Here is a 26,503-nt window from a genome sequence, read left to right on the forward strand (position 1 = left end):
CTATCCGGCCGGGGTGAATCCGGCGCTGAGTTCCTGAGTGAGCTGCGCGACGGCGGGGACGCCGCCGTCGCGGAGGGCCGAGACCAGGGCGGAGCCCACGATCACGCCATCGGCGTAAGAGGCGATCTCCCGGACGTGCTCGGCCCGGGACACGCCCAGCCCGACGCACACGCGTTCCGCGCCGGCGGCGTGGGTGGCCGCCACGAGGCTCTCGGCGAGGTTGCTCACCGCGCCGCGGGCGCCGGTGACGCCCATGACCGAGACGGCGTACACGAAGCCGCGGCTGGCCTGGACCGTCATGCTGAGGCGCTCCGGCGTGGAGGACGGCGCCACCAGGAAGATGCGGTCCAGCGAGTACTTGTCCGACGCGGCGACCCACTCGGCCGCCTCATCGGGGATGAGGTCCGGCGTGACCAGGCCTGCTCCCCCGGCTTCCGCCAGCCGCCGCGCGAATTCGTCGACGCCCAGCCGCATGACCGGGTTCCAGTAGGTCATGACCACGACGGCGGCGTCGCTCGCCTCCGTGATGCCCTTGACGACATCGAAGACGCTCGCCACGTGGAAGCCGTTCGCGAGGGCCTCGGTGGTCGCGGCCTGGATGACCGGGCCGTCCATGACGGGGTCCGAGTACGGGATGCCGATCTCGATGATGTCCGCGCCGTTCTCCGCCAGCGCGATGCCGGCGTCGATGCTCGTCTGGACATCCGGGTATCCGGCGGGCAGGTAGCCGATCAGGGCGGAACGCCCCTCGGCCTTCGCCTTGTCGATGGCGGCCGCGGCCTTGGAGTGGATCATGCCGGGGACTCCTCACCCGTGGTGCTGTGACGTGTGGAAAGCGTGGTGCCGCGGACGTTGCCGTCCTCGTCGAGCATGTCGAACCACTCGGCGGCGGTCTGGACGTCCTTGTCACCGCGGCCCGACAGGTTGACGACGATGATGACCTCGCTGGGGTCCTCCTTGCCCTCGGTCAGCCGCTGGCCGACCTTGATGGCGCCGGCGAGGGCGTGGGATGACTCGATGGCGGGGATGATGCCCTCGGTCTGCGACAGCACCTTGAAGGCGTCCATCGCTTCGGTGTCCGTGATCGGCTCGTACGTCACGCGGCCGATGTCGTGCAGATAGGAGTGCTCCGGCCCGACGCCCGGGTAGTCCAGGCCCGCGGAGATGGAGTGGGACTCGACCGTCTGGCCGTCCTCGTCCTGCATCAGGTAGGAGCGCGCGCCGTGCAGCACGCCGGGGCGGCCCAGCGTGATGGTCGCCGCGTGCCGGCCGGTCTCCACGCCGTCGCCGCCGGCCTCGAAGCCGTAGATGGCGACCTCGGGGTCGTCGAGGAAGCCGTGGAAGATGCCGATCGCGTTCGAGCCGCCGCCGATGCAGGCGCAGACCGCGTCCGGAAGACGGCCCGTCTGGGTCAGGATCTGCTCGCGGGCCTCGTCGCCGATGACCTCGTGGAAGAAGCGGACCATGGCCGGGAACGGGTGGGCTCCGGCCGCGGTGCCGAGGAGGTAGTGGGTGTTGTCCACATTGGTCACCCAGTCGCGGAGCGCCTCGTTGATGGCGTCCTTCAGCGTCTGGGAGCCGTTCGTGACGGGGATGACCGTGGCGCCCAGCAGCTGCATGCGGGCCACGTTGAGGGCCTGACGGCGGCAGTCCTCGGCACCCATGTAGACGACGCACTCCAGACCCATGAGGGCGGCGGCCGTGGCCGAGGCGACGCCGTGCTGACCCGCGCCGGTCTCGGCGATCACACGGGTCTTACCCATGCGCTTGGCGAGCAGGGCCTGACCCAGCACGTTGTTGATCTTGTGCGAACCGGTGTGGTTGAGGTCTTCGCGCTTGAGGAAGACGCGGGCGCCACCGGCGTGCTCGGAGAAGCGCTTGGCCTCGGTGAGCAGGCTCGGGCGGCCCGAGTAGTTCTTGTTCAGCTCGGAGATCTCCGCGAGGAAATCGGGATCCAGCCGGGCCTTGTTGAAGGTGTCCTCCAGCTCATCCAGAGCGGCGATGAGGGATTCGGGCATCCAGCGGCCGCCGTACTCACCGAAGTAGGGACCTTCGGCGTGACGCAAGGGGCCGTGGTCCGTGGCGCTGCCGCCCTCGGCCTGCTCCGCCAGCCGTCCCGCCAGGAATGCCTCAGCGGGGTCCCCGAAGGCCTGCTCTTCAGCCGCGCCCTGCCCGGGGTTCTGCGATGCGTTCTCCGCCATCGCGCTCACCGTCCTCTGTGTTTCGGTTCGGACCGGCGACGCCGCAGGGGCATCGCCGGGCGTGTTCGTAGAGCTGTTCAGCCGCGCCGGGCCGGCATGGCACGGGTGCCTGCCTCCCGGAAGTCCTGGAGCAGCCGGCGCGGGTCATCGGTGGTGACGAGCGCCTCGCCCACCAGGAGCGCCTGCGCGCCCTGGGACGCATAGTGCACGGCATCCTCGACTCCGCGGACCCCGGACTCCGCCACGGCGATCGCTCCGGCCGGAATGGCCGAGGCGAGGCCGCCGAAGACGCCGCGGTCGACGTCGAGGGTCTTCAGATTGCGGACGTTGACGCCGATGATGCGAGCTTCCACGGCCGCAGCACGCTCGATCTCCTCGAGCGTGTGGGTCTCCAGCAGCACATTCATGCCCAGTTCGTGGGCGAGGTCGCTGAAGTCCTTGAGCTGAGCGTCATCGAGAGCGGCGGCGATCAGCAGGATGAGGTCGGCGCCGTGGGCACGGGCCTCCCAGATCTGGTACTCGTCCACCGTGAAGTCCTTGCGGAGCAGTGGCACGTCCACCCGGGCGCGCACCGCGTCAAGATCGGCGAGGCTGCCGTTGAAGCGGCGCTGCTCGGTCAGTACCGAGATGACGGATGCTCCCCCGGAGACGTACTGCTCCGCGAGTGCCGCAGGATCGACGATCCCGGCCAGCTCGCCCTTGGAGGGGCTGCGGCGCTTGATCTCCGCGATGACCTTCAGCCCGGCGTCGGGCTGGCCTCCGCCGAGCGCGGCCCAGGCGTCCCGCGCGGGGGCCGCGGCGCGCGCGGCGTCCTCGATCGCAGCCTGCGACTGCCGGCGGGCCTCAAGGTCTTCGCGGACCCCCGCGATGATGTCGTCGAGGACAGTCACAGATCAGTGGCTGTTCTTGAGCTTGCTGCCGCCGACGCCGTAACCGGCCTTGCGCATGGCGAAACCGGCCAGGAGGCCGATCACCATGACGCCGATGCCGCCCCAGAAGACCGGCGCGCTGGCCAGGACGAAGGCGATGGACGAAACCAGGGCGCCCACCAGCATGATGGCCACGCAGGTCCAGGCAGCCGGGCTGTTGCCGTGTCCGATCTCGTCCGCGTGGGACTCGGTGGACTGGCTGGCCGGAAACAGTGGCTTTGCTCATGGTGATACTCCTCAGGAATGAAACTAACTACATTCTGCCATTGATTGTGCAGGTCCAGGCGCAGCGGAGCCGCCGTGCCCACCTGCCGGACAGGCCTAGCTGGGGTCGTGCCCCTTGCTGAGCTGATCCCAGCTGTCGATCGCGTCCAGAGGCTCGTCGTCGGCGGCCTCCTCGGCTGCGGTGGAGGGGCCCGCGGAGCCCTTCGCGGCCGCGCGGGACCGGCCCGCGGCGCCGTCGTATTTCGAGCTCCCCGCCCAATGGCGCGAGGCGAGAATCAGCCACACCGCGCACAGGATGAGCAGCGCGCCGCAGATCACCGCGACCAGGGGGAAGGACGTCAGGCTGACGTCCGCCGGTCCGTTCGCGACGCCGGTCTGGCGGCTGATCTCGCCCTGTGCCGCGGCACGGGGGTCGTTCAGCACGGTCAGGCCGGCCGAGACGATCCCGATCCCGGACAGGGCGATCGCCACCGCGACCACCCATCGGGCGATGCGGCCCGCGATGCTGCTGGCGATGGCGCCGGCGACCGCCACCACCGCGAGGGCCGTGACCGCCGTCGCGGCCTTGCTGCCGGCGACGTGGAGATCCGGCATCCTGACACCGCTCTGCGCCAGGACGACGTTCACCCAGCTCTGAGTCGTGGTGCCGAAGACGGCGACGGCGCACAGCACCGTCACCAGCACGACGGTGCCCTTACGTGACCAGCGGGGAGCTGCGGGGCGGCTCATCACTGACCTTCCGTGAGCGACGCCGCGAGGCCGGGCTCCGCGTCCCGCAGGGCGGAGGCGAGGTGCGCGGCACGCAGCGGCGCGGCGGCCTTGTTCACGGTCTCCAGCGCTTCGTCCGGCTTGTGGGAATCGGCGACGATGCCGCCGCCGGCCTGAACGTACGCCTTGCCGTCCAGCAGGAGGGCCGTGCGGATGGCGATGGCCATGTCCATGTCTCCGGCGAAGTCGAGATATCCGACCACTCCCCCGTAGACGCTGCGCCGGTGCGGCTCCAGTTCGTCCAGGAGACTCAGCGCCCGCGGCTTCGGGGCGCCGGAGAGCGTGCCGGCCGGGAAGGTGGAGGCGAGCACGTCGTAGGCCGTGGAGCCCGGGGCGAGCTGCCCCACCACGGTGGAGACCAGGTGCATGATGTGGCTGAAACGCTCCACCTCCATGAACTGCGTGACATCCACGGTGCCCGCGGTGCAGACCCGAGAGAGGTCGTTGCGGGACAGGTCCACGAGCATGAGGTGCTCGGCACGTTCCTTCGTGTCCGCGAGGAGCTCCTCGGCCAGCGCGACGTCGGCGTCATGGGTCTTGCCGCGCGGACGGGATCCGGCGATCGGGTGCGTGATCACCTCGCGGTCCGTGACCGTCACGAGCGCTTCGGGGCTGGAGCCGACGATCGCGTACTCACGGCCCTGAGGATCCTCGAAGTTGCAGAGGTACATGTACGGGCTGGGGTTGCTGTTGCGCAGCATCCGGTAGACGTCCAGCGCACTCGACGCGCAGTCGAGCTCGAAGCGCCGGGAGATGACCACCTGGAAGACCTCGCCGTCGCGGATGGCCTCCTTGCCGCGGTCGATGGCTTCGAGATACTGCGCTTCGGGCCAGCGGTGCTGCACGGATTCCTGGTAGTCGCGGCTGGGAGCCAGGGCGGCGATGGCCGGTGCGGCCGGACGCTGCAGGCGCTCCAGCATGGCGTCGAGGCGCATGACCGCGTCCTGATAGGCCTCGTCCACCCGTTCCGGACTGTCGTCCATGTTGATGGCGTTCGCCACGAGCAGCACCGAACCGTCCACGTTGTCGTGGACCGCGATGTCGCTCACCAGGTTGAGGGCCAGTTCCGGCAGGTTCAAGTCGTCCTGCGGCGGGTGCACCAGGCGTTCCCAGTGGCGGACGGTCTCCCAGCCGACGAAGCCGACGAGGCCCGACGTCAGCGGCGGCAGATCCGCGTGGCGCTCGGTGCGCAGCGCTTCGAGGGTGAGGCGGAGGGCCTCGGCCGGGTTCCCCGAGGTGGGCACGCCCTGGGGAGGCTCTCCCTGCCAGAAGGCCTCGCCGTCGCGCGTCGTCAGCGTGGCCCGGCTGTGCGCGCCGATGAACGAGTAGCGGCTCCAGGACCCGCCGACCGCGGCGGATTCGAAGAGGAACGTGCCCGGCTTCGCGGCGCCGTCAGCGTCGAGGGCGAGCTTGCGGTACAGGCTGATCGGCGTCTCCGCGTCGGCCAGGACCTTCAGCGTCACCGAGATCACCCGGTGCTCGCGCGCCAGGGTCCGGAACTCATTCAGGCTGGGGTTCAGGGCGGTGGTCTCCAGCACTAGCGTGCACCTTCCGTCGTCGCGGCGTCTGCGGCCGGGTCCTCTGTCGGCTGTTCGTCCTCCCGGGACCCGACGACGGCGGGCAGCTCCCGGCCGTCGAAGCAGGTCCGCGTTCCCGTGTGGCAGGCGGCGCCCACCTGGTCGACGCGCACCAGCAGGGCGTCGCCGTCGCAGTCGAGGGCGACGGACTTGACCCACTGCACATGGCCCGAGGTGTCCCCCTTGCGCCAGTACTCCTGCCGCGAGCGGGACCAGAAGGTGACCCGTCCCGTGGTGAGCGTGCGGCGGAGCGCTTCGTCGTCCATCCAGCCGAGCATGAGGACTTCTCCACTGTCATGCTGCTGGATGATGACCGCCACCAGGCCGTGGTCGTCGCGCTTGAGGCGCGACACCACGTCAGGGCCGAGCCCGGTGGTCGGCTCAGAGGCTGCGGAAGCGCCGGGAAGAGGGGGAATGGGCTGTTCAGACATCGCGATCCAGTCTAGTACGGCAAGCCGTGCCGCCACGCCTCCGCCTGCCTCGGTGACGTCGCCCGCCACCTGCTTTCCGACGGCGCGCAACGCCGCGTCTCGCAGTGCGTCATGCACCGCCGGGAGCCCGCTCTCGTGTTACGTTCACAGTGATGCGTTTTGTGGCCCCCTCCCGAGAATTCCTGGCCGAGACTTTGCTCGCGGCCGGTCCCGACGCGCCCACCCTCTGTGAGGGGTGGAAGACGCGGCACCTGCTGGCGCACCTGCACCTCCGGGAGACCAGCCCCCGGCTCGCCCTGGGCCTCGCGGTCAAGGCCCTGGCGCCCGCCTCGGACCAGGCGATCGAGGAGCTCGCGTCCACCCTGGATGATGGCGCGTACGTCAAGCTCGTGGAGCAGTTCCGCGCCGGACCGTCCCGTTTCTCGCCGTGGGGCATTCCCGCGTTCGCCGAGCTGGCCAATCTCGCGGAGTTCTTCGTGCACGCCGAGGACGTCCGCCGTGCCGGGGACCGCTGGGCGCCCCGGGCCCTCGATGACGCCTACGCCGAGGCACTCTGGGCGGATCTGGTGAAGCGCGCCGCCCTCCTGTACCGCGGCGTCGATCTGGGCATCGTGCTCGTGCGCCCTAACGGGCCACGGCACGTCGCCCGCCGCGCTCCGGACTCGGTCGCCATCCTGGGCGATCCGGCCGAGCTGATGATGCACGCCTACGGCCGCGCCTCGCATGCGTTGGTGTCCTTCGAAGGCCAGCCCGACGCCGTCGCCCTGCTGCGGTCGGCGACGCTCGGAGCCTGAGACCAGCCCAGTCTGAGGCGAGCCCGCTCGACACTCTTGAGCTGATACAACTCATGGAACCGAGGAGGGACCCTGCCAGACGGCAGGGTCCCTCCTCGGTTCCAGCGGGTGCTTCGGCGCTGAGGTCAGCGGACCTCGTACCCGGCGTCGCGGATGGCGGTCTTGACCTGGGCGATCATGTCGTCCGGGCCGAAGTGGAACATCGACGCGGCGAGGACGGCGTCCGCGCCGGCTTCGATCGCGGGCGGGAAGTGCTCCGGAATCCCGGCGCCGCCCGAGGCGATGAGCGGGATGTTCACCGCGGCCCGCACGGCACGGATCATCTCGAGATCGAAGCCGTCCTTGGTGCCGTCGGCGTCGATGGAGTTCAGCAGGATCTCCCCCACACCCCGGTCGGCGGCTTCCCGCGCCCAGGCGATCGCGTCGATCCCGGTCCCCTGGCGTCCGCCGTGGGTGGTCACTTCGAAGCCCGAGGGCGTCGTGCTGTCCGCGCCCTCCGGGACGCGGCGCGCGTCCACCGAGAGCACCAGGACCTGAGAGCCGAAGTGCCGGGTGATCTCATCGATCACGTCGGGACGCGCGACGGCGGCCGTGTTGATGGACGCCTTGTCCGCGCCGTAGCGCAGCAGCTTGTCCACCTCGGCCACGCCGCGCACGCCGCCGCCGACCGTGAGGGGGATGAAGATCTCCTCGGCGGTGCGGCGGACGACGTCGAACGTGGTCTCGCGGTTGCCGGAGCTCGCGGTGACGTCCAGGAACGTCAGCTCGTCCGCGCCGGCGCGGTCGTAACGGTGAGCCAGCTCGACCGGGTCTCCGGCGTCGCGAAGGCCCTTGAAGTTGACTCCCTTGACCACGCGGCCGGCGTCGACGTCAAGGCAGGGGATCACGCGGATGGCGACGGCCATGGTTCCTCCTGGGTTCTCGTCCGGTGGCTCAGATGCGGCAGGCGTGGATGCTGCTCACCAGGATGGCGCGGGCGCCGAGATCGTAGAGCTCATCCATGACCTGATTGGTGGACTTCTTGAGCACCATCGAGCGCACGGCCACCCAGTCGGAGTCGCGCAGCGGGGACACCGTGGGAGATTCCAGGCCCGGCGTCAGGGCCGCGGCCTCCTCCACCAGGTCCTTGCGGATGTCATAGTCCACCAGCACGTACTGACGCGCCACGAGCACGCCCTGCAGGCGGCGGATCAGCACCTCGGCGGCGGGGTTGTTCTCCCCCGGCCGGCCGATCAGCACGGCCTGGGACTTCAGGATCGGCTCGCCGAAGATCTCCATGCCGGCGGCCTTCAGCGTGTTGCCGGTCTCGACGACATCGGCGATCGCATCGGCGACGCCGAGGCGCACCGAGGACTCGACCGCGCCGTCGAGGCGGACCACCTTGGCGTCGATGCCGAGGTTCGCGAGGTAATCGCGGAGGAGGCCGTCATAGCTGGTGGCCAGGCGCTTGCCGGCCAGCTGCTCGACACTCTGGAAGTCGCCGACGGGTCCGGCGAACCGGAAGGTCGAGGCGGCGAAACCGAGTTCGAGCATCTCGACCGCGTCCACCTGGGCGTCCAGGAGGAGGTCGCGGCCCGTGATGCCGACGTCGAGAGTGCCTTGCCCCACGTACACCGCGATGTCACGGGGACGGAGGAAGAAGAACTCCACATCATTGTCGGGATCCACCATGACGAGTTCACGGTTGTCCCGGCGCTGGCGGTAGCCGGCTTCGGCCAGCATCGCCGCGGCGGCTTCGGAAAGGGAACCTTTATTGGGAACTGCTACGCGCAACATATGTCTTCAAGCATCTTTCGTGTCCGGGCCCTCGGCCCGCAGTGGTCTGTGAACTGGAGAGACGTGAGCCGTCCCGTCCCGCGGGAAGGCAGGGCCGGGAACGACGCCAGCCGCCGGGCGCTTGCCGCGCCGAGCGGCTAGAGATGCTTGTAGACGTCTTCGAGGGTCAGGCCTTTGGCAAGCATCAGGACCTGAAGGTGGTACAGGAGCTGGGAGATCTCCTCCGCAGCCGCCTCATCGGATTCGTATTCCGCCGCCATCCAGACTTCGGCGGCCTCTTCCACAACCTTCTTGCCGATCCCGTGCACGCCCGAATCCAGTTCAGCGACGGTACGCGAACCTTCGGGCCGGGTGTCGGCTTTTTCGCTCAATTCAGCGAAGAGCGCCTCGAAATTCTTCACGTGTCATACCCTACTGTGAACCGGGCCCCCGGCCCGAAACGGGCCGGGGGCGTTACAAAGCCGCCAGGGGTGATGTTCCCCACCCCGCCGACGGTTCAGTCCTGCTGGGCGAGGGTCGACCGCAGCGTCAGCGCGGTGGCCACGGCGGCTTCGAGCGCCTCACGGCCTTTGTCCTCGGAAGACCCCGGCAGGCCCGCCCGGTCCAGCGCCTGCTGCTCGTTGTCGCAGGTGAGGACGCCGAAACCGACCGGCACTCCGGTGTTCACCGACACCTGGGTGAGGCCGAGCGTCGCGGACTGGCACACGTAATCGAAATGCGGGGTGCCGCCACGGATCACGACGCCGAGCGCGACGAGGGCGTCGTAGTGCGGGGCCAGACGCGCCGCGGCGACACTGAGTTCGAAGGTGCCGGGGACGGTGACCACCGTGACGTCGGTGAGTCCGGCGTCGGCGGCCGCCGCCTGTGCGCCGGCCAGCAGACCGTCCATCACCTCCCGGTGCCAGCTCGCGGCGATGACGGCCACGCGCAGCGGCTGCTGCTCCGCGCCGGCGTCGAGGGTGATGGTGGGTGCTCCGTGGCCGCTCATGCGGTGCTCGCTTTCTGTTCGGGCTGGGTGGTCATCAGGAGTTCGCTCCGGGGATCTCCACGTCCGGGACCTCCAGCGTGAGCCGGTGATCCATCCGGTCCTTCTTGGTCCGGAGGTACCGGAGGTTCTCCTCACGGCTCGGGACCTCGGTGGGGACCATCTCCACCACCCGGACACCGGCGGCAGCGAGACGCTGTTCCTTGTCCGGATTGTTGCTGAGCAGACGGATCTCCGTCAGCCCCATCTCCGCCAGGATCTGAGCCGCCGCCTTGTAGCAGCGGGCGTCCACGGGCAGACCGAGCTGCTCGTTGGCCTCCACCGTGTCGAAGCCGGCCTCCTGCAGGGCGTAGGCCTTGATCTTGTTGGCCAGCCCGATGCCGCGGCCTTCCTGCCCGCGCAGGTAGAGCAGCGTGCCGCCCTGTTCGCGGATGAGGTTGAGCGCCAGCGCGAGCTGTTCGCCGCAATCGCAGCGGTACGAGCCGAAGACGTCGCCCGTGAGGCATTCGGAGTGCAGCCGCACGAGGGGCGCCTGACCATCGCTGGGCGGATTGGGCGAGCTGACGGCCAGATGTTCCACACCGGTTGCCTCATCGGTCCAGGCCTGGGCCACGAACTCCCCGAAGGCCGTCGGCAGTTTCACGATGGGCCCCGAGCTGACGGGGTGCTTCCCACTGTGCTGTTCCGGACTCATAGTTCCTCCTCTAGATCCACCATGCTGCGCTCTGTCATCCTGCCTGTCCTGCCTGCTCGCCTCCGGTCCGGAGGTACGCCGCAAGATCGGCGATGGACACCAGAGGACACCCGTGAGTGGCTGCGAAGTCACGCAGCGCATCCAGGCGCATCATCTCGCCGTCGTCGTGGACGATTTCGGCGATGACCCCGGCCTCCTGGACTCCGGCCAGGCGGCAGAGGTCCACGGCCGCCTCGGTGTGTCCAGGGCGTTCGAGCACTCCACCCTTAACGGCGCGCAGCGGGAAAATATGCCCGGGACGGGTGAGTTCCTCCGGCCGGGTCTGCGCGCTGGCCAGGAGATTCACCGTCAGCGACCGGTCCGTCGCCGAGATGCCGGTGCTCACGCCGACCGCCGCGTCGCAGCTGACGGTGTACGCGGTGCCCTTGGCATCCTGGTTGACCTCGACCATGGGCGGCAGCTCGAGACGATCCGCCTGCTCCCCCGTCAGCGGCACGCAGATGACGCCCGAGCTGTGCCGGATGGTCCAGCCCATGAGCTGCGGCGTCGAGTGCTCGGCCGCGAAGATGATGTCGCCTTCGTTCTCGCGGTCCTCGTCATCCACGACGACGACGGCGCGCCCAGCGGCGATGGCGGCGACCGCGTCCTCGATGGGGTCCAGGCCGTGCGGACCGCTGGGCTGCGCGCTCACCGGCGCTCTCCGTCCAGGAAGGAGAGCAGACGCTCGGCGTACTTCGCGAGCACGTCGACCTCCAGGTTGACGCCCTCCCCCGGCTTCTTGTCGCCCAGCCCGGTCTCCGCGAGGGTGATCGGGATCAGCCCCACTTCGAACCACTGCTCCGGCTCGGCGGCGGGACTGACGGCGGTGACGGTGAGGGACACACCATCGATCGCGATGGAGCCCTTCTCGGCCACGTAACGGGCCAGCGGTGTCGGGATGCTGAACCGCAGCCGGTCCCAATTGCCCTGGTTCTCGCGTTCCAGCAGAGCGCCCACGCCGTCGACGTGGCCCTGCACGACGTGGCCGTCCAGGCGTCCGCCGGCGGGAACACAGCGTTCGAGATTGACCTGGTCCCCCGGCTCCAGCGAGCCGATCGTGGTCCGGACGAGGGTCTCGCCCATGACGTCGACGTCGATGCGGCCGCCCTCACGGGACGTGGCGGTCAGGCACACGCCGTTGACCGCGATGGAGCCGCCCAGGCCGAGGTCCTCGGCCAGGGTGGGGACGTCGAGGGTCAGGACGGCGCTGCCGTCCTGCTGCTGGAACGCGGCGACGGTGCCGCGTTCGGCGATGATTCCGGTGAACATGACTATTCCTTAATACTGCGGCGTGGCCGGCTGAAGATGAAGGCGGAGATCGCGGCCCAGGTGCCGCACGGAGCCGCCGTCCGAGTGATCCCAGTCCCAGGACTGGGCTTCGGCGAGGGTGTGGATGCCCAGCCCGGCCACGGAGTTCTTCCCGGAGCCGAGGAGGGTGGGGGCCTGGTAGACCACGAGTTCGTCGACCAGGCCGGCGCTGAGGAAGGCCCCGATGATCCGGCTGCCGCCCTCGACCATGACGTGGCGGACTCCCCGGTCGAAGAGCTCCGTGAGGGCCTCGGCCGGTTCCCGCGTGGCGAGATGGATGGCGCGGCCGTCATCGCCGAGGATCGCGGCGCCCTCCGGGATCGGGCGCAGTCCCATCACGGCGCGGAGCGGCTGACGCTCCGCGAGCTCACCATCAGGGGTGCGCGCGGTGAGCCGAGGATCGTCGATGTCCACGGTCCCGGTTCCGACGAGGATCGCATCGATCCGCTGCCGGATCGCGTGGTTGTCCCGCAGCGACTCCGGGCCGGAGATCCACTGGCTGGTCCCGTCCTCCGCCGCGATGCGCGCGTCCAGGGTCTGGGCGATGTGCAGGGTCACGAACGGCCGGCGACCGTCGACGACGGCGAGCCAGCGCGCGTTCAGCGCCCGGGCCCGCTCGGCCTCCAGCCCGCTCTCCACCTGTATTCCCGCGGCGCGCAGTGTCGCCGCGCCTCCTGCGGCGGGATCGTGGGGATCGTCGATCGCGTAGATGACCCGGGCCAGGCCCGCCGCGATGATCGCCTGGGCACAGGGACCCGTGCGGCCCTGGTGGTTGCAGGGCTCCAGGGTCACGAGGATGGTCCCGCCCGTGACGTCGATGCCGTGCTCACGGGCCGTGGCCAGCGCGTCCGCCTCGGCATGTGCCGTGCCGGCCCCTCGGTGGTGCCCGACGCTGAGGACCCTGCCCTCGGGGTCGAGGATCACGGCCCCCACGAGCGGGTTCGCTCCCCGGGGCCCGCCGAGCGCGGCGTCCAGGGCCTGGTTCATCGCGGAACGTTCGATCTCCGTGAAGGAGGCGCCGCTCTGGTGCTGCCCGCCCACGTCATGCCCGCCCACTCAGCGCACCTCCGCCGTGACGGGGGCGCCGTCGTCGTGGGTGTATCCCGCGAGGCGCCTGCGCCTCGCGCTTCTGGGCGCGCATCCAGACGAAGAAGCCGACCAGCGTGAAGACGCCGTAGAAGAGATACATGAAACCGCTGGCGTAGTACCCGGCGCTGAACAGCAGCGGCACGCCGACGATGTCCACGGCCACCCAGATGAGCCAGAACTCGGTCCAGCCCTTGGCCATGCCGAAGGTGGCCAGGAGCGAACCGACGAAGGTCCAGGCGTCCGCCCAGACCGGAGGATAGGAGCCGAGAAGTGAGAAGAGCGGGGTCAGAAGCCCCGTGCCGAGCAGGAGCGCCGCGATGAGGGCCACGCGGGCCCGTCCGCCGGCCCAGCGGGGCACGAGGGCCACGCCGTGGCTGTCGGCGTCGCGCTTGCCCTGGCGCCAGCGGATCCAGCCGAAGACGGCCACCGCGATGAACATGATCTGACGGCCCGCCTGGCCCCACAGTGTGGCGGGGGCGGCGGCGCCGAAGACATTGCCCAGGAAGACCGTGAGCAGGAGCAGATTGCCCACGATGCCCACGGGCCACGCCCAGACGCGGCGGCGCATGCCACCGAGGGCACTCGCCAGACCGAAAACATTACCGAGAACTTCACGTAGCAGAAGCGCCGTCCCACCGACTGGGATCTGCGCTTCGAAGAGCCACCGCAAGAGGTCCATGTCTCACCCTTTCCAGAGAACCGCGGCGGCTCCGGGGGCGACAACAAGGACGCACGGGACAGACCCGTGGCTTGTGTTCGTGCTTCTCCCATCCAGACTTTAACTGTCGGTGCCGGAATTTCACCGGCTCAACCGGCAGACCGATGAAGGTCTGGCGGGTCGCGGACTATAACCGCCGGTTCGGACTTTCACCGACCCCGGAGCACGATTGATCAAATTGTGTCTGTTCCCCTCACCGTGAGGTGCTGGGAGCAGGATTACATAGTGTCATAAGTCCGGAGGCCGCCGGTTCATTCCCGACGGCCACCGGAAACATTTCGTCAGGAACGCGCGCCGGCCCAGACACTCTCCGCGACGTTGCGCAGCCGCGTGATGGCCCGTTCCGGATCCTCCGCCCCGTAGACCGAGCTGCCCGCCACGAAGACGTTTGCCCCGGCCTCGGCGGCCCGCACGATCGTCTCCTCGGTGACGCCGCCATCGACCTGCAGCTGCACGGCCGCGCCGCTGCCGTCGATCGCTGCACGGGCGCGGCGGATCTTGGGCAGCGTGACGTCCAGGAAGCTCTGACCGCCGAAGCCCGGCTCCACGGTCATGACCAGGATCATGTCGAATTCGTGGAGGAGGTCCAGGTAGGGCTCCACCGGGGTGGCCGGGCGGAGTGCCAGGCCGGCCTTGGCGCCACGGGCCCGCAGCTCACGGGCCAGTTTGATGGGAGCGGTCGCCGCCTCGGCGTGGAACGTGACGGAGGCCAGGCCCGCGTCCGCGAACCCGGGAGCCCAGCGGTCCGGGTCCTCGATCATGAGGTGGGCGTCCAGCGGGATGGGGCTCACCGCCTGGATCCGGGAAGCCACGGGCAGGCCCAGGGTCAGATTCGGCACGAAGTGGTTGTCCATGACGTCCACGTGGACGGCGTCGGCTGCGGCGATCCTGTCCAGCTCCGCCTGAAGATTGACGAAGTCGGCGGACAGGATGCTCGGATTGATGCAACAGCGCATGCGTTCTCCTTCGGAGGGGCTGGACCGCTCAGGCCTGGGCCGCTGCGGGGGTCTTCTTACGGAGCAGCGCCAGGAACATGGCGTCCGTCCCGTGCTGATGGGGCCAGAGCTGAACGTACCCTCCGTGGTCGGCGGACAGCGATTCCCCCCGCGCCACGCCATCGATCACGGGGCCCGCGTCGAGGAGTTCCAGATCGTCGCGGCGCTTGAGGACGTCGTCCACCACCATGCGGGTCTCCGCGAGGTGCGGGGAACACGTCACATACGCGATGACGCCGCCCGGCCGGGTGGCCTGGATCGCGGAGTCCAGCAACTGACGCTGCAGGGGGCCGAGCTCGGTCAGGTCCTGGGGCGTACGCCGCCAGCGGGACTCCGGCCGACGGCGCAGAGCACCGAGGCCGGTGCACGGAACGTCGACGAGGACACGGTCGAACTGCTCCGGGAGCTTCTCCCCCACGTCACGGCCGTCTCCGGTGCGGACCTCCCAGCGTTCCTCCGGGACCGGCTGAAGGGCGCGCCGGACGAGCTCGGCCCGGTGCTGCTGAGACTCGTTGGCCAGCAGCGACGCGTCCGCGTCGATCGCCAGGGCGGCGAGCAGGGCGGCCTTGCCACCCGGACCGGCGCACAGATCGAGCCAGCGCTCCGGGCCGCCGTCGCCGCCCACGAGGGGCGCGGCCACCAGAGCCCGCGCGACCAGCTGGGAGCCGACGTCCTGCACCCGGACGACGCCGTCCCGCACCGCCGGGATACGGCCCAGATCGCCGCCTGCCGACAGCCAGGACCCCTCCAGGAGCGGGCCGGGTTCGGCGCCGCTGTCGTCTAGGTCGTGTGCGGACGCCAGCGACGGCAGAGCCACGAGGTTCACCACGGGGGCCTCGTTGTCGGCCGCGAGGAGGTCTTCGATCTCGGCCACGTCGTGGCCGTGGCCCACGAGCGCCTGGCGCAGGGCCCGCACGATCCACGCCGGGTGGGCCTGGCGGAGGGCGAGCTGCTCGATGACATCGGGTGTCCGGGACGAGATCTCGTCCAGCCACTCCTCCAGCGTGTGGGCGCTGACCTTGCGGAGCACCGCATTGACCAGTCCGGACGGCCCGGCGCCGATCACCGCACGCGTCAGACCGACGCTCTCATCGAGGGCCGCGTGCGCGGGGACCCGCATGCCGAGGAGCTGGTGCGCTCCGAGCCTGAGCACGTCGAGCACGGCCGGGTCCAGGTCCTTCAGAGGCCGGTCCACGGATTCGGACAGGATGGCGTCGTAGCTGCCCTGGCCCCGGAGGGTGCCGTAGGCGAGTTCCGTGGCGAACGCGGCGTCCCGGCGTTCCAGCCGGTGCTCGCGGATGAGGCCGGGCAGCACCAGGTTGGCGTAGGCGTCCGCGCCGGAGACGGCGCGGAGCACCTCGAACGCGACCAGACGGGCCGGGTCGGCGCGGCGTGAACGCTGCGAGGGCGCGGCCGAGCTGAACTGCCGGCCACCGCCGCTGTTGCCGCGATGCCGTTCGCGGCCCTGCGCGTTCCTGCGTCCGGCGTCCCGGCCACTGCCGGAGCGGCCCGAGCCGCCCGAACCTGAACCACCCGAACCCGATCCACCCCTGGACTGGGGCGTGCCCCGATGCTGGCTCATGCGAAGGTCACTTTCTCCAGGGCGGCCAGGCCACGGGCCCAGTCGCGTGCTGACATCATGCGTTTGCCGCTGGGCTGCACCTCGAGTAGCTCCAGGCCGTGACTGCCGGTGCCGACCACCACGGACTTCCCCACGAGCCGCAGGGTGCCGGGGGCCAGATCCCGGACGTCCGGCCGGAGCGCGAGGGCCCCGATCTTGAAGCGCTGGCCGTCGAGTTCGGTCCATGCGCCAGGTTCCGGAGTGACGCCCCGGGCGCGGCGGTGCAAGGACAGCGCCGGCAGGGACCAGTCGAGACGGCCGTCCTCCAGCGTGAGTTTGGGGGCGAGCGTCGGCGTGCCCTCCTGGGGCCTCGCCTCCGCCCGGCCCGTGGCGATCGCCGACAGCGTCTGGGCGAGCAGGACCGCGCCGCTCACCGCCAGACGTTCGAGGACCACGCCGCTCGTGTCATCCGGTCGCGCCGTCTCGGTCATGGTGCCGAACACCGGACCGGTGTCCAGGCCCGCCTCCAGCTGGAAGGTCGAGGCGCCCAGGACGTCGTCGCCGTTGATGAGGGCGTGCTGAACGGGGGCCGCCCCGCGCCAGGCGGGCAGCAGGGAGAAGTGAAGGTTGATCCAGCCGTGCGCCAGGGCGTCGAGCGCGGACTGCGGCACCAGACCGCCGAAGGCCACGATCGCCCCGACCTCCGCGCCGGTCGCCACGATCTGCTCCGTCACCTCCGGGGTGGGATGCGGGAGGCCTTGATGACCTCCAGCCCGAGCTCTTCGGCGCGCTGCGCCACCGGCGACGGGGTCAGGACGCGCTTCCGGCCGAGCGGCGCATCGGGGCGGGTCAGGACACCCACCACCTCGAAGCCGGCCTCGAGCAGGCGGTCGAGGGACGGGACGGCCACCGCCGGTGTTCCGGCGAACAGAACCTTCACAGCGCCTGCCCGAAAGAGCCGCGGCCGTTCGCTGCCGACGACGGCACCTTGCTGAAGGCGGAGGCCACGGAACCGGCGCGCTGATCCACCGTCGCCCGCTCGGCCGCGGAGTACTCGCCGCTCCGGAGGGCCTTCAGAGCTCGACGCCGTTCCTCGCCGGACAGCCGGTCGATGAACAGGATGCCGTCCAGGTGGTCCGTTTCGTGCTGGAAGCACCGCGCGAGCATGCCTTCGGCCGTCAGCTCCACAGGATTGCCGTCCCGGTCGATCCCGCGGACCGTGGTCTGGCGGAACCGGCGGACCGGGGCGGAGATGCCGGGCACGGAGAGGCACCCTTCGCGTTCGTCCGGCTGATGGTCCTCGCTGTTGACGAGGACGGGATTGATGACATGGCCCTTCACACCGTCGATGTTGAAGGTGAAGATGCGCTGGCCCACGCCCACCTGGGGCGCGGCGAGGCCGGCGCCATGCACGTCCTCCATGGTCTCCAGCATGTCGTCCACCAGCTGATGGACCGCCGGTGAGATGTCGGTGACTTCCTCGGCCCGGGTCCTGAGGACCGGGTCGCCGAGAGTCCTGATGCCGAGAACGGCCATGGAGTGGACCTCCTGTATAAGGTGCTGACGGATCACTGCGGCGCCGTGCGCCACGCTGTCTATTCTACGGACCGGCGGTCCCCGGGCCTCCCGGCGAGGGGTCCCAGCAGCGCCCGGACTCCGTTCAGGCCCGCGGCGGGGCCAGAGGAAGGAGGGCGGACCGCTCCTGCAGCAGGTCCTGGTTGAGCTGCCACACCCTCTTCAAGGCACAGAACTTCCACCAGTGATGCTTGAGGACCTCGGGGTTGGCCCGCTGCGGCCGCACCTCGGTCTCTCCGACCGCCACCGCGATGAGCAGTGGACCGGCGCCGTGTTGCCAGGCCTCCCACTCCCCGAGCTCGGGATCCACCAGGCTCTCCTCCGCCTTCATGCCGGCGACGAGCTGCATGACCACCTTGTCATCCAGCGCCTTGACCTGGCCGTCCCGGGTGGTGCCCTTGGTCTTGTAGTCGATCAGGCAGGTGCGCCCGTTGATCTCGGCCACCAGGTCGAGAGTGCCCGCGTAGCCGACCTCGTGGTTCCAGACCGTGATCTCGGGGGCGATCGGGCGCACGTCGTACGCCTTCCACCATTCATCGAAGCGGTCAGCGAACGCCTGCTCGCCGTTCTGAGCGAGAAGTTCCCGCGCGCCGTCGACGTCGTGCTCACGGTCCAGATGACGCAGCGCCACCTGCTCACAGTAGTTGTGGACGCGGTCACCGCGCTCCGCGGCGGCGTCGCGGTACAGGGCGGCCGCGTTGGCCGCGCGCTGCACCGCCTGGCGGAGCTTCGCCGGGCTGTTGAGTGCGGATTGCAGGGTGACGTCCTGCGCCAGGGCGTTCGCTCCCATGTACCCGAACCAGCCGTCCAGACCGTGGGGCTGCTGCGCGATCACCGTGGTGATCGACGGGACGACGGGTTCTTCACGCGTGCTGCGCGCATACATACGGCCCGTATCGGTGGCCCGGGCAAGCATTGGTGCGGTCATGTCTTCACTTTCCCATAACGCGCCGACATTCCTTCAGGCAGCCCACGGTGAGCGGGGAACGAGCCCGGGGACTGCGACGGGCTGGAGGTGATGAATCCGGAGAGTGCACCATCCGGCCCGGCCGACGCCATCCTTAAAGGCCGGACTTAATGCCCGGAGTCCTCGTCCTGGAGCAGCCAGACGACATCCTCATACACTGACGATGTCAATCGTGCGAGCCGTTGGTTGGCGGCGGCCGCCTCGGAGTCGGTCAGGAGCTGCCCGTTATGCTGACTGATGACCACATCGTTGAGGCTTCCCATGCCCCCGAAGGCGCTTCTCACCCCTTCCAGAGCCCGAGGGTCACCACTCTGAAGCAGGGCCAAGCAATGATCGGCCCAGGAACTCCAGCGTGAGACGCCGTACTTCTCCAGGAACCGGGCCAGGGCCGATAGCTCACGCCCGAGCCGCGCGACATGACGGCTGCGCTGTTTACTGCTCATGAAACCGGCACGCGGCTGCGGAGGCGCCCCGCTCCGGTCTGATGAACTGTCTCTGCGTCGCTCTCCATCTCAGTCCACTTCCGTCTACGAATGGTGCGTACAGCCTACTCGGCGAACGACAGGACAACGGCTTCGCCGCCCGGAGCGGCATCGCGTCCGCCGGAGGCAATGCCACGGAACAGCGAGGGCGGGCGCGCGGAGGAAATCCGACTTCATCGGAGTCGATGAGCGACCACGAAAAAGCCCCTTTTCCCGCGATATATCGCGGCAAAAGGGGCTTTGCAAGGGTGGGCGATACTGGGTTCGAACCAGTGACCTCTTCGGTGTGAACGAAGCGCGCTACCACTGCGCCAATCGCCCTTGCGTTCTGCAACGCTTAGAAACTCTAGACCATGATCGAACGGAACGCCAATCGGGCGGCGCGACGCGCGGAAGGCCGCGGGATTTGAACAAACAGGCCTCCGTCCTATAGAGTTTTTCTTCGTTGGAAAGCGGCCCTAGCCCATAGCGGGACAGGGCCGGAAAACCTTCTGCGGACGTAGCTCAGCTGGTAGAGCACCACCTTGCCAAGGTGGATGTCGCGAGTTCGAATCTCGTCGTCCGCTCGCAGGACACTGTCTGAAGAGAAATCTTCTGCACGGTGGGTTGGCCGAGAGGCGAGGCAGCGGCCTGCAAAGCCGTATACACGGGTTCGAATCCCGTACCCACCTCGGTGAAAACCCTGGTTCCACTTCGGTGGAAAGCTAGGGGCGATTGGCGCAGCGGTAGCGCGCTTCCCTGACACGGAAGAGGTCACTGGTTCGATCCCAGTATCGCCCACGGACACGCAAGTGTTCCATGCGGACGTAGCTCAGCTGGTAGAGCACCACCTTGCCAAGGTGGATGTCGCGAGTTCGAATCTCGTCGTCCGCTCGCAGTGTGGTCAAACAGACTGCAACCCGGCACCCCGGGCGATTGGCGCAGCGGTAGCGCGCTTCCCTGACACGGAAGAGGTCACTGGTTCGATCCCAGTATCGCCCACGGACACGCAAGTGTTCCATGCGGACGTAGCTCAGCTGGTAGAGCACCACCTTGCCAAGGTGGATGTCGCGAGTTCGAATCTCGTCGTCCGCTCCACCTTCTCCCTCGGGCCCTTCACGGTCGGGATGAAGATCTGAAAGACCACCTTCGGGTGGTCTTTTTCTTTTCCCCTCTTTCCACTATGCTCGTTGATCGAACGGGGCGTCTGGCCCCGCCAACGGAAAGGAGGTGCCTGTGTCTGTCTTTGACGATCTGAAGGGCAAGGCCCAGGATCTGGTCCAGGGCAACGAGCAGGCCATCAAGGATGGCATCGAGAAGGTCGGCGACTTTATCGATGATAAAACCGGTGGCAAGTTCGCTGGCCAGGTGGACGCAGTCCAGGATGGCGCTTCCAACTTCGTGGAGAACCTCGAAGGTAAGGACAACGCCTAGGCCGGAAGCCTGAGGCGCCCAAAGCATTTGTCAAGCGAGGCGCCGGTACTGCCGAGAGGCAGCACCGGCGCTTTGGCGTTTAAGTATGCCTTCCGGACGACGGCGACGGCGGGCGGCCGCGTGCGCTGTCAGGCCGCAGGCTCGTGCTGCTGCGCCTCGCGTGCCAGGGCCGTCAGGCGGGACACGGCACGGAAGTACTTCTTCTGGTAACCGCCGGCCATCATCTCCGGGGTGAAGAGCTGATCGAACGACACCCCACTGGCGAGAATCGGCACATCCTTGTCGTAGAGGCGGTCGGCCAGCACCACGAAGCGCAGTGCGACGGCCTGCTCGGTCACCGGGGTGACGCCCTTCCAGACCACGGCCTCCACGCCGTCGAGCAGAGCGCGGTAGCGGCTCGGGTGCACGCCGGCCAGGTGGGAGATGAGGCTCGGGAAGTCGTCCACGGCCACCGTCTTGCCCTCGAACTCCGCCTTCATGCGGGAGTTCAGCTCATCGGCGCGGACCGGCTGAGGGGCCGCCGGCAGGCCGCGGTGGCGGAAGTCCTCGCCGTCCACACGGATCACGTCGAACTGATCGGACAGCACCTGGATCTCGCGCTGGAAGTCGACGGAGGCGAAGCGCCCCTCCCCCAGCGAGCCCGGCAGGGTGTTGGAGGTGGCCGCAAGCTTCACGCCGGCGTCGGCCAGTTCGCGCATGAGGCGCGACATCAGGACGGTGTCGCCCGGATCGTCCAGCTCGAATTCATCGATGCACACGAGTTTGTAGCTGCTCAGCGCTTCCACGGTCTTCCGGAAGGAGAGCGCGCCCACCAGATTGGTGTACTCCACGAAGGTGCCGAAGGCCTTCGGCCCGGGGACGGCGTGCCAGAGCGAGGCGAGCAGGTGGGTCTTGCCCACGCCGAATCCTCCGTCGAGGTAGATGCCCGCCCGGCCGGCGTCCTTCTTCTTGCCGAAGAACTTCCCGAACAGCCCTCCCGAGGAGGAGGTGCCCACGCCGGCCGCGAACTCCCGCAGGGCCTTCACCGCAGCGGCCTGGCTCGGATGCGCAGGATCGGGACGGTAGCTGTCGAAGGACACCTCCCCGAAACGGTAGGTGGGAGCGAACCCCGCTAGGATCTCATCGGCTGAGACGGCGGGCGTCCGGGTGGAAAGCTGTTCGATCTGCAAGGGTTCCATTCCTCCAAGGCACGGCAGCCCGGGCGACTGAACCGCAGTGCCCAGGATACCGGGCCTAGGCCCCTCGACGGGGGCGGGCTTCCTCACACCCCGGGAATATCGACGACGGCGCAGTGTTGCCCCATGTGAACACTCACCTTCCCTGGGGAGCCGGCGTGGTTAAGGTTGACTCAACGGCACAGTCCCGTCCCCGGGGCACGAGCCGATCCTGTCCCCGAAGAAAGCCAGGCTGACCCATGAGCATCGCCCCTGAAGAGAACGACAAGTTCGCCAGCTACGCACACCCGGAACGCCTGGTGTCCACGGACTGGCTCGCCGAGCAGATCGCCTCCGGCGCCGTCGCGGACGGCCGCCTCGTGGTGGTCGAGTCGGATGAGGACGTCCTGCTGTACGAGACCGGCCACATCCCCGGCGCCGTGAAGATCGACTGGCACACGGACCTCAATGACGAAGTGACCCGCGACTACGTGGACGGCGCCGCCTTCGCCGAGCTCGCCGCGTCCAAGGGCATCTCCCGCGACTCCACCGTGGTCATCTACGGCGACAAGTCGAACTGGTGGGCCGCCTACGCCCTCTGGGTCTTCACCCTGTTCGGGCACGAGGACGTCCGCCTCCTGGACGGCGGCCGCGACAAGTGGATCGCCGAGGGCCGCGAGCTCGTCACCGACGTGCCCGCCCCCGCCGCCGGCGACTACCCCGTCGTCGAGCGTGACGACCAGCCGATCCGTGCCTTCAAGGAGGACGTGCTCGCCCACCTCGGCAAGCCCCTCATCGATGTCCGCTCCCCCGAGGAGTACAGCGGCGCCCGCACCCACATGCCGGCCTACCCGGAGGAAGGCGCGCTCCGTGGCGGCCACATCCCCACCGCTGCCTCGGTTCCGTGGGCCCGCGCGGCCGCCGAGGACGGCAGCTTCCGTTCGCGCGAAGAGCTGGACGCCATCTACGGCGGCGAAGCCGGACTCACCGCGGGTGACGAGGTCATCGCCTACTGCCGCATCGGTGAGCGGTCCAGCCACACCTGGTTCGCCCTGAAGTACCTGCTGGGCTTCGAGAACGTCCGCAACTACGACGGCTCCTGGACCGAATGGGGCAACGCCGTGCGCGTCCCGATCGTGAAGGGCTCCGAGCGCGGCGAGGTTCCGGCCGGCTTCTGAGCCAGGCGTAGGATTGATGCCCATGAGCAGTCAGCTTCCCCCCGCCCAGCTTCCGCCAGCACTTCCATCGGCACTGGCCGAGATCGTCGAGGAGTTCCAGGCTCTTGAGGAGCGGGACCGCCTCCAGCTGCTCCTGGATTTCTCCAGGGGCCTGCCGGAGCTTCCCGCCCGGCTGAAGGATCACCCGGAACTTCTCGAGCAGGTGGTCGAGTGCCAGTCGCCCCTCTTCCTCACCATCGAGGCGGAGGGCCGCGGGGCGGACGCCCGGATCCAGCTCTTCTTCCAGGCGCCGGCCGAGGCCCCCACCACGCGCGGTTTCGCGGGGGTGCTCCATGAAGGTCTGAACGGCCTCAGCGCGGCCGAGATCCTCGCGGTTCCGGATGACATGCCGGATCTCCTGGGCCTGACCCGTGCGGTGTCCCCGCTCAGGATGCGCGGCATGACGGCCATGCTCGGAAGGATCAAGCGCAAGGTGACGGCTTACGTGGCCCAGTCCACCGCCGTCGCTCCGTCCTGATCCGGCATGGCCGGTAAGAAACACGGCACCGGGACCCCGGCCACCCTCGCTCTCGAGGCCGCCGGGGTCCCGTTTACGCTGCACGCGTACGAGCACGACCCGCGGAACACGAACTTCGGGCTGGAGGCGGCGGAGGCCCTCGGCTTCTCCCCTGCCCAGGTGTTCAAGACCCTCATGGTGCAGCTCGCGGACGGCATGGCCGTGGCCATCGTGCCCGTGAGCGGCACCCTGGATCTCAAAGCCGCCGCCTCCGCGTTCGGCCAGAAGAAGGCGTCCATGGCCGACCCGGCCGCGGCCCAGCGCCGCACGGGCTACGTCCTGGGTGGGATCTCACCCCTGGGTCAGCGCACTCCGTCACCCACCGTCCTGGACGATTCGGCCTTCGGCCATGACACAATCCTGGTCTCCGGCGGACGGCGGGGCCTCGACGTCGAGCTCTCGCCGGAGGACCTGACCCGCCTCACCGGGGCGGTGCGCGCCACGATCCGCGCCTGAGCGGCACGCCGGCACCTTTCCGACCCCGCACCTTCCCCACCCGGTGTCAGACCGCGGCGGACGGCCCCTTGCGTTCCTCCAGCTGGGCGCCGAGCCATTCCCGGACCGTGGATTCCCAGCGCTCCCGGTCGACGTTCCACTCCCGGGTGTGCCCGGCGCGCTCGAACGGCACGAACCTCACCATCTCGGGATTCTTCGAAGCCAGTTTCCCGGACGGCCCATAGGGGACGAAGTCGTCGTCCACGCTGTGCAGGATGAGCGTGGGAGTGCGCAGCTCGATCGACCGGGTCACCCAGTCCATGGACTTCAGATCGACCGGCGCGGACAAACCCGTCAGACGACGGCCCAGCGGATGGGACAGCATGAACTGCCCGTAGCGCCCCACCTCGGCGGGGATGCGGTTGAGCCGGGCCTGGAAGGCCAGCACGTCCACCCAGTCGATCACCGGCGCATCCAGCACCAGCGCCCGGATGGCATGCCGGTTGCGGGCCTGATCCGCGGCCTGCAGGGAGACGGCGCCTCCCATCGACCAGCCGAAGAGGACCACGTCCGTGGCCCCCTGATCCTGGGCATAGGTGATCGCGGCTTCCACCTCCCGCCACTCGGTGGAGCCCAGCCCGTACCGGCCTGCGTCGGCGGGAGGGGCTTCGCCGTCATTGCGATACGAGATGAGAAGGCTCGGCAGCCCGAGCTCCTGGACCACGGGCAGCGCACGCAGACCCTCCATCCGCGTGGCGCCACGGCCGTGCACCATGATCGCCCAGACGTTCTGCCCACCGGGAGCGGCATGCTTACGGTGCCCGTCACCGGCGCCGTCCTCCGGCGCCGGGACCAGCCAGGCGGGGAACTCACCGATCTCGTCCCGGAGCAGGACCTCGTCGAAGTCATATCCGAGGGCGGCGGGATCCGGATAGGTCGCTCCGCCCCAGCGGCCCCAGCGCACCCGGTCCAGACTGCCGGAGTAGATCTCCTCGATTTCGCGCTGCACCGTGCCCTCCAGGGGCGAATAGGACGTGATGCGGCCGATCCGGGCCAGGCCGGCCTCGCCGTCGAAATGGAAGCTGTAGACGCCCTCCACGGTGTTCTCCGCCGTGGCGCGGAAGATCGCCTCGGGACCATGGTCCCCCTGCACGACGGCGAGCAGTTCCTCCCCCTGGCTCTTCACCCGGTCGGGGGTGATGATGCGCCGGGCGAAGTAGGCGGCCAGGGCGGAGCTCCCAGCCCCCAGCAACGCCGTCGCCGCCAGGGCCGACGCGACCCCCAGTCCCGCGATCCTGAAGAAACCATGACCACGTCCCGTGCTGCTCTGTTCTTCCATGACATCCATTCTGCTGGGTGTGGCCGGGAATCTCCTGTACCGGACTAGTCTTGTCACATGATTCAGCCAATCGTCATCCTGACGGAAACCACACTGGACGACTCGGACCGCACGAGCCTGGAGGAACTCCTGGACGGTGGGGAGTTCTCCGCGAAGCTCCTGGTCCAGGCCGACACGCAGCGCCACCTCCTGGTGGACTTCGTCGAGCACCTCTCCCTCCTCGAATTCGCCGAGGCCTTCCGCGAACTGGGCGCCAAGGCGCCGGATGCCGCCGACGCCCGTCTGGATGCCTCCCAGATCCTGGAGCAGTCGCTGGCCGCTCTGGACGGCCTCTTCCAGGAGATCGACGGCAGTGTCGTCGACGAAGGGTCCGCCGTCCAGGCCCTCGTGGACGCGGTCAAGGAAACCGGCGCCACCCAGGCGGTCGTGTTCACCACGCCCCACGCGGTGCTGGACACCTTCCACGCTGACCTGGCCAGCAAGGCCCAGCACGCCCTCGGGCTGCCGGTGCTGCATCTCTACGCGGGTTCGGGATTCATCGGGGACTCCTGAGCGTTAACACCTGTGCCGAACAGATCATCGGAGTGAGGAGCACATCATGGACCGCCCGGGAAACGGCGCAGAGGTCGTCAAGAGTGACCAGGAGTGGCGTCAGGAGCTGACGCCCGAGGAGTATCAGGTGCTCCGCCAGGCCGGCACGGAGCGCGCTTTCACCGGCGAGTACTGGGACACCAAGCAGGAGGGCGTGTACAGCTGCCGGGCCTGCGGCGCCGAGCTGTTCACCAGCTCGGAGAAGTTCGACTCCCACTGCGGGTGGCCGTCCTTCTTCGCCCCGCTCGCGGAGGGCCGGGTCCGGTATCTCCGGGATTCGACGCTGGGCATGGAGCGCGTCGAGGTCCGCTGTGCCAGCTGCGACTCGCATCTGGGACACGTCTTCGAGGGAGAGGGGTATGACACCCCCACCGACCAGCGGTACTGCATCAACTCGGTCTCGCTGAAGCTGCGGCCCACCGAATAGCGCAGGAAACCACGGCTCACCGGCCGCCCTCTGCGCTCCGGTGAGTCCGCTGTGAGGGGCGTGAGTCCGCTACGTGAGGTAGCGGACTCACGCCCCTTTGCGCTGACTCGGCGGGGCCTGTCGAGGCGCCAGAGGAACCCGCCGGACGGAGCTTCCGCCGTCCGTGGGCCTCGAACCGCCAGAGACCCACCAAGCATAAGAACTGCTGTTGCTTGGCCAGAATTTGCATCAGCCCTGGTTGCTCACGGCTACGCTGAATCCAGATGTCACGGTGTGGCGGATCACACATGATCCCC

At 68.9% G+C, this 26,503-nt stretch carries 30 protein-coding genes, 7 tRNA genes, 1 pseudogene and 1 riboswitch; of the genes and pseudogenes, 13 read left to right on the top strand and 25 right to left on the bottom strand.

The features are described 5' to 3' along the window. The 7 genes from trpA to hisI form a co-directional block, all read right to left on the bottom strand. Complete coding sequence (trpA, locus tag QFZ52_RS07385) at positions 1–795, bottom strand: tryptophan synthase subunit alpha (protein ID WP_307496975.1); 795 nt, start codon at positions 793–795, stop codon at positions 1–3. Continuing rightward, a complete protein-coding gene (gene trpB, locus QFZ52_RS07390; protein WP_307496976.1) occupies positions 792–2,201 on the bottom strand; it encodes a tryptophan synthase subunit beta in 1,410 nt (469 codons plus the stop codon). The genes trpA and trpB overlap by 4 nt, the downstream gene beginning before the upstream one ends. Before the next feature lie 77 nt (positions 2,202–2,278). Further along, positions 2,279–3,091 (bottom strand): indole-3-glycerol phosphate synthase TrpC, encoded by an 813-nt coding sequence (gene trpC, locus QFZ52_RS07395; RefSeq protein ID WP_307496977.1) that lies wholly within the window; start codon positions 3,089–3,091, stop codon positions 2,279–2,281. 3 nt (positions 3,092–3,094) lie between these two features. Continuing rightward, on the bottom strand, positions 3,095–3,343 hold the full coding sequence (locus tag QFZ52_RS07400; RefSeq protein ID WP_373425706.1) for an HGxxPAAW family protein: 249 nt from the start codon (positions 3,341–3,343) through the stop codon (positions 3,095–3,097). Positions 3,344–3,451: 108 nt separating this feature from the next. Beyond that, complete coding sequence (locus QFZ52_RS07405) at positions 3,452–4,084, bottom strand: Trp biosynthesis-associated membrane protein (RefSeq protein ID WP_307496979.1); 633 nt, start codon at positions 4,082–4,084, stop codon at positions 3,452–3,454. Next, complete coding sequence (locus tag QFZ52_RS07410; RefSeq protein WP_307496980.1) at positions 4,084–5,661, bottom strand: anthranilate synthase component I; 1,578 nt, start codon at positions 5,659–5,661, stop codon at positions 4,084–4,086. Before QFZ52_RS07410 ends, QFZ52_RS07405 begins: the two co-directional genes overlap by 1 nt. Then, positions 5,661–6,131, bottom strand: a complete 471-nt coding sequence (hisI, locus tag QFZ52_RS07415) for a phosphoribosyl-AMP cyclohydrolase (protein ID WP_307496982.1) — start codon at positions 6,129–6,131, stop codon at positions 5,661–5,663. The genes QFZ52_RS07410 and hisI overlap by 1 nt, the downstream gene beginning before the upstream one ends. A 152-nt stretch (positions 6,132–6,283) precedes the next feature. Here hisI and QFZ52_RS07420 point away from each other — a divergent pair, with 152 nt between their 5' ends. After that, positions 6,284–6,925: a TIGR03085 family metal-binding protein gene (locus QFZ52_RS07420; RefSeq protein WP_307496983.1), complete on the top strand. Its 642-nt coding sequence runs from the start codon at positions 6,284–6,286 to the stop codon at positions 6,923–6,925. 125 nt (positions 6,926–7,050) lie between these two features. Here the strand turns inward: QFZ52_RS07420 and hisF are convergent, their stop codons facing one another. The 16 genes and pseudogenes from hisF to QFZ52_RS07500 all read right to left on the bottom strand — a co-directional run bounded on the left by hisF (position 7,051) and on the right by QFZ52_RS07500 (position 19,435). Further along, positions 7,051–7,830 carry an imidazole glycerol phosphate synthase subunit HisF gene (hisF, locus tag QFZ52_RS07425; RefSeq protein ID WP_066212359.1) on the bottom strand — a complete coding sequence of 260 codons (780 nt, stop codon included), beginning with the start codon at positions 7,828–7,830 and terminating at the stop codon, positions 7,051–7,053. 28 nt (positions 7,831–7,858) lie between these two features. Further along, on the bottom strand, positions 7,859–8,701 hold the full coding sequence (gene hisG, locus QFZ52_RS07430) for an ATP phosphoribosyltransferase (RefSeq protein ID WP_066212356.1): 843 nt from the start codon (positions 8,699–8,701) through the stop codon (positions 7,859–7,861). Between the two features lie 137 nt (positions 8,702–8,838). Continuing rightward, positions 8,839–9,102, bottom strand: coding sequence for a phosphoribosyl-ATP diphosphatase (locus QFZ52_RS07435; protein WP_066212354.1), 264 nt, complete (start codon positions 9,100–9,102; stop codon positions 8,839–8,841). 95 nt (positions 9,103–9,197) lie between these two features. Further along, positions 9,198–9,689: a 6,7-dimethyl-8-ribityllumazine synthase gene (gene ribH / locus QFZ52_RS07440; RefSeq protein ID WP_144628539.1), complete on the bottom strand. Its 492-nt coding sequence runs from the start codon at positions 9,687–9,689 to the stop codon at positions 9,198–9,200. A 34-nt stretch (positions 9,690–9,723) separates the two neighbouring features. Further along, complete coding sequence (ribA, locus tag QFZ52_RS07445; protein WP_307496984.1) at positions 9,724–10,380, bottom strand: GTP cyclohydrolase II; 657 nt, start codon at positions 10,378–10,380, stop codon at positions 9,724–9,726. A gap of 34 nt (positions 10,381–10,414) precedes the next feature. Beyond that, positions 10,415–11,071, bottom strand: a complete 657-nt coding sequence (ribB, locus tag QFZ52_RS07450) for a 3,4-dihydroxy-2-butanone-4-phosphate synthase (protein WP_307496985.1) — start codon at positions 11,069–11,071, stop codon at positions 10,415–10,417. Beyond that, complete coding sequence (locus QFZ52_RS07455) at positions 11,068–11,688, bottom strand: riboflavin synthase (RefSeq protein WP_307496987.1); 621 nt, start codon at positions 11,686–11,688, stop codon at positions 11,068–11,070. The genes ribB and QFZ52_RS07455 overlap by 4 nt, the downstream gene beginning before the upstream one ends. A gap of 9 nt (positions 11,689–11,697) precedes the next feature. Further along, a complete protein-coding gene (gene ribD, locus QFZ52_RS07460) occupies positions 11,698–12,714 on the bottom strand; it encodes a bifunctional diaminohydroxyphosphoribosylaminopyrimidine deaminase/5-amino-6-(5-phosphoribosylamino)uracil reductase RibD (protein ID WP_307498686.1) in 1,017 nt (338 codons plus the stop codon). A 55-nt stretch (positions 12,715–12,769) separates the two neighbouring features. Beyond that, positions 12,770–13,495, bottom strand: coding sequence for a nicotinamide riboside transporter PnuC (pnuC, locus tag QFZ52_RS07465; RefSeq protein WP_307496988.1), 726 nt, complete (start codon positions 13,493–13,495; stop codon positions 12,770–12,772). A 75-nt stretch (positions 13,496–13,570) separates the two neighbouring features. Then, positions 13,571–13,705, bottom strand: a riboswitch (FMN riboswitch). A 110-nt stretch (positions 13,706–13,815) separates the two neighbouring features. After that, entirely contained in the window at positions 13,816–14,490 is a 675-nt protein-coding gene (rpe, locus tag QFZ52_RS07470; RefSeq protein WP_307496989.1) for a ribulose-phosphate 3-epimerase, read from the bottom strand. A gap of 28 nt (positions 14,491–14,518) precedes the next feature. Next, entirely contained in the window at positions 14,519–16,111 is a 1,593-nt protein-coding gene (locus QFZ52_RS07475; protein ID WP_307496990.1) for an RsmB/NOP family class I SAM-dependent RNA methyltransferase, read from the bottom strand. After that, positions 16,108–17,030, bottom strand: a pseudogene (gene fmt, locus QFZ52_RS07480) (methionyl-tRNA formyltransferase). The gene QFZ52_RS07475 and the pseudogene fmt overlap by 4 nt, the downstream one beginning before the upstream one ends. Then, entirely contained in the window at positions 17,027–17,626 is a 600-nt protein-coding gene (def, locus tag QFZ52_RS07485) for a peptide deformylase (protein WP_307496991.1), read from the bottom strand. The pseudogene fmt and the gene def overlap by 4 nt, the downstream one beginning before the upstream one ends. A gap of 124 nt (positions 17,627–17,750) precedes the next feature. Further along, positions 17,751–18,593 (bottom strand): cytochrome, encoded by an 843-nt coding sequence (locus QFZ52_RS07490; protein WP_307496992.1) that lies wholly within the window; start codon positions 18,591–18,593, stop codon positions 17,751–17,753. 146 nt (positions 18,594–18,739) lie between these two features. Continuing rightward, the gene (locus tag QFZ52_RS07495; RefSeq protein ID WP_307496993.1) at positions 18,740–19,075 is read right to left on the bottom strand and encodes a DUF6966 domain-containing protein; all 336 of its coding nucleotides are present in this window, start codon (positions 19,073–19,075) and stop codon (positions 18,740–18,742) included. 288 nt (positions 19,076–19,363) lie between these two features. Next, positions 19,364–19,435 (bottom strand) — tRNA-Val (locus QFZ52_RS07500). A gap of 172 nt (positions 19,436–19,607) precedes the next feature. On the opposite strand from QFZ52_RS07500, the gene QFZ52_RS07505 reads away from it, so the two are divergent. From QFZ52_RS07505 to QFZ52_RS07535, 7 genes are all read left to right on the top strand, one after another. Further along, positions 19,608–19,680: transfer RNA gene (locus QFZ52_RS07505), tRNA-Gly, on the top strand. A gap of 34 nt (positions 19,681–19,714) precedes the next feature. Next, positions 19,715–19,785: transfer RNA gene (locus QFZ52_RS07510), tRNA-Cys, on the top strand. Between the two features lie 37 nt (positions 19,786–19,822). Continuing rightward, positions 19,823–19,894: transfer RNA gene (locus QFZ52_RS07515), tRNA-Val, on the top strand. A gap of 20 nt (positions 19,895–19,914) precedes the next feature. Next, positions 19,915–19,987 (top strand) — tRNA-Gly (locus QFZ52_RS07520). 36 nt (positions 19,988–20,023) lie between these two features. Then, positions 20,024–20,095, top strand: a tRNA-Val gene (locus QFZ52_RS07525). Positions 20,096–20,115: 20 nt separating this feature from the next. Then, positions 20,116–20,191 (top strand) — tRNA-Gly (locus QFZ52_RS07530). A 138-nt stretch (positions 20,192–20,329) separates the two neighbouring features. Next, positions 20,330–20,527 (top strand): antitoxin, encoded by a 198-nt coding sequence (locus tag QFZ52_RS07535; protein WP_373425640.1) that lies wholly within the window; start codon positions 20,330–20,332, stop codon positions 20,525–20,527. Between the two features lie 128 nt (positions 20,528–20,655). Here QFZ52_RS07535 and zapE read toward each other — a convergent pair whose 3' ends face one another. Continuing rightward, complete coding sequence (zapE, locus tag QFZ52_RS07540) at positions 20,656–21,705, bottom strand: cell division protein ZapE (RefSeq protein WP_307496996.1); 1,050 nt, start codon at positions 21,703–21,705, stop codon at positions 20,656–20,658. A gap of 236 nt (positions 21,706–21,941) precedes the next feature. Between zapE and QFZ52_RS07545 the strand changes: the two genes are divergently transcribed. The 3 genes from QFZ52_RS07545 to ybaK are packed head-to-tail and all read left to right on the top strand — an operon-like array spanning position 21,942 to position 23,871. Next, entirely contained in the window at positions 21,942–22,859 is a 918-nt protein-coding gene (locus QFZ52_RS07545) for a sulfurtransferase (protein WP_208188902.1), read from the top strand. Between the two features lie 22 nt (positions 22,860–22,881). Beyond that, positions 22,882–23,376, top strand: coding sequence for a SufE family protein (locus QFZ52_RS07550; RefSeq protein WP_307496997.1), 495 nt, complete (start codon positions 22,882–22,884; stop codon positions 23,374–23,376). A gap of 6 nt (positions 23,377–23,382) precedes the next feature. After that, positions 23,383–23,871, top strand: a complete 489-nt coding sequence (gene ybaK, locus QFZ52_RS07555; RefSeq protein WP_307496998.1) for a Cys-tRNA(Pro) deacylase — start codon at positions 23,383–23,385, stop codon at positions 23,869–23,871. A gap of 46 nt (positions 23,872–23,917) precedes the next feature. Here ybaK and QFZ52_RS07560 read toward each other — a convergent pair whose 3' ends face one another. After that, a complete protein-coding gene (locus QFZ52_RS07560) occupies positions 23,918–25,189 on the bottom strand; it encodes an alpha/beta hydrolase family protein (protein ID WP_307496999.1) in 1,272 nt (423 codons plus the stop codon). Positions 25,190–25,246: 57 nt separating this feature from the next. Here QFZ52_RS07560 and QFZ52_RS07565 point away from each other — a divergent pair, with 57 nt between their 5' ends. After that, the gene (locus QFZ52_RS07565; protein ID WP_307497000.1) at positions 25,247–25,741 is read left to right on the top strand and encodes a hypothetical protein; all 495 of its coding nucleotides are present in this window, start codon (positions 25,247–25,249) and stop codon (positions 25,739–25,741) included. A 46-nt stretch (positions 25,742–25,787) separates the two neighbouring features. Further along, complete coding sequence (gene msrB, locus QFZ52_RS07570; RefSeq protein ID WP_208188907.1) at positions 25,788–26,207, top strand: peptide-methionine (R)-S-oxide reductase MsrB; 420 nt, start codon at positions 25,788–25,790, stop codon at positions 26,205–26,207. Positions 26,208–26,503 lie beyond the last annotated feature (296 nt).

Source organism: Arthrobacter woluwensis, assembly GCF_030816155.1.
Lineage (GTDB): Bacteria > Actinomycetota > Actinomycetes > Actinomycetales > Micrococcaceae > Arthrobacter_E > Arthrobacter_E woluwensis_A.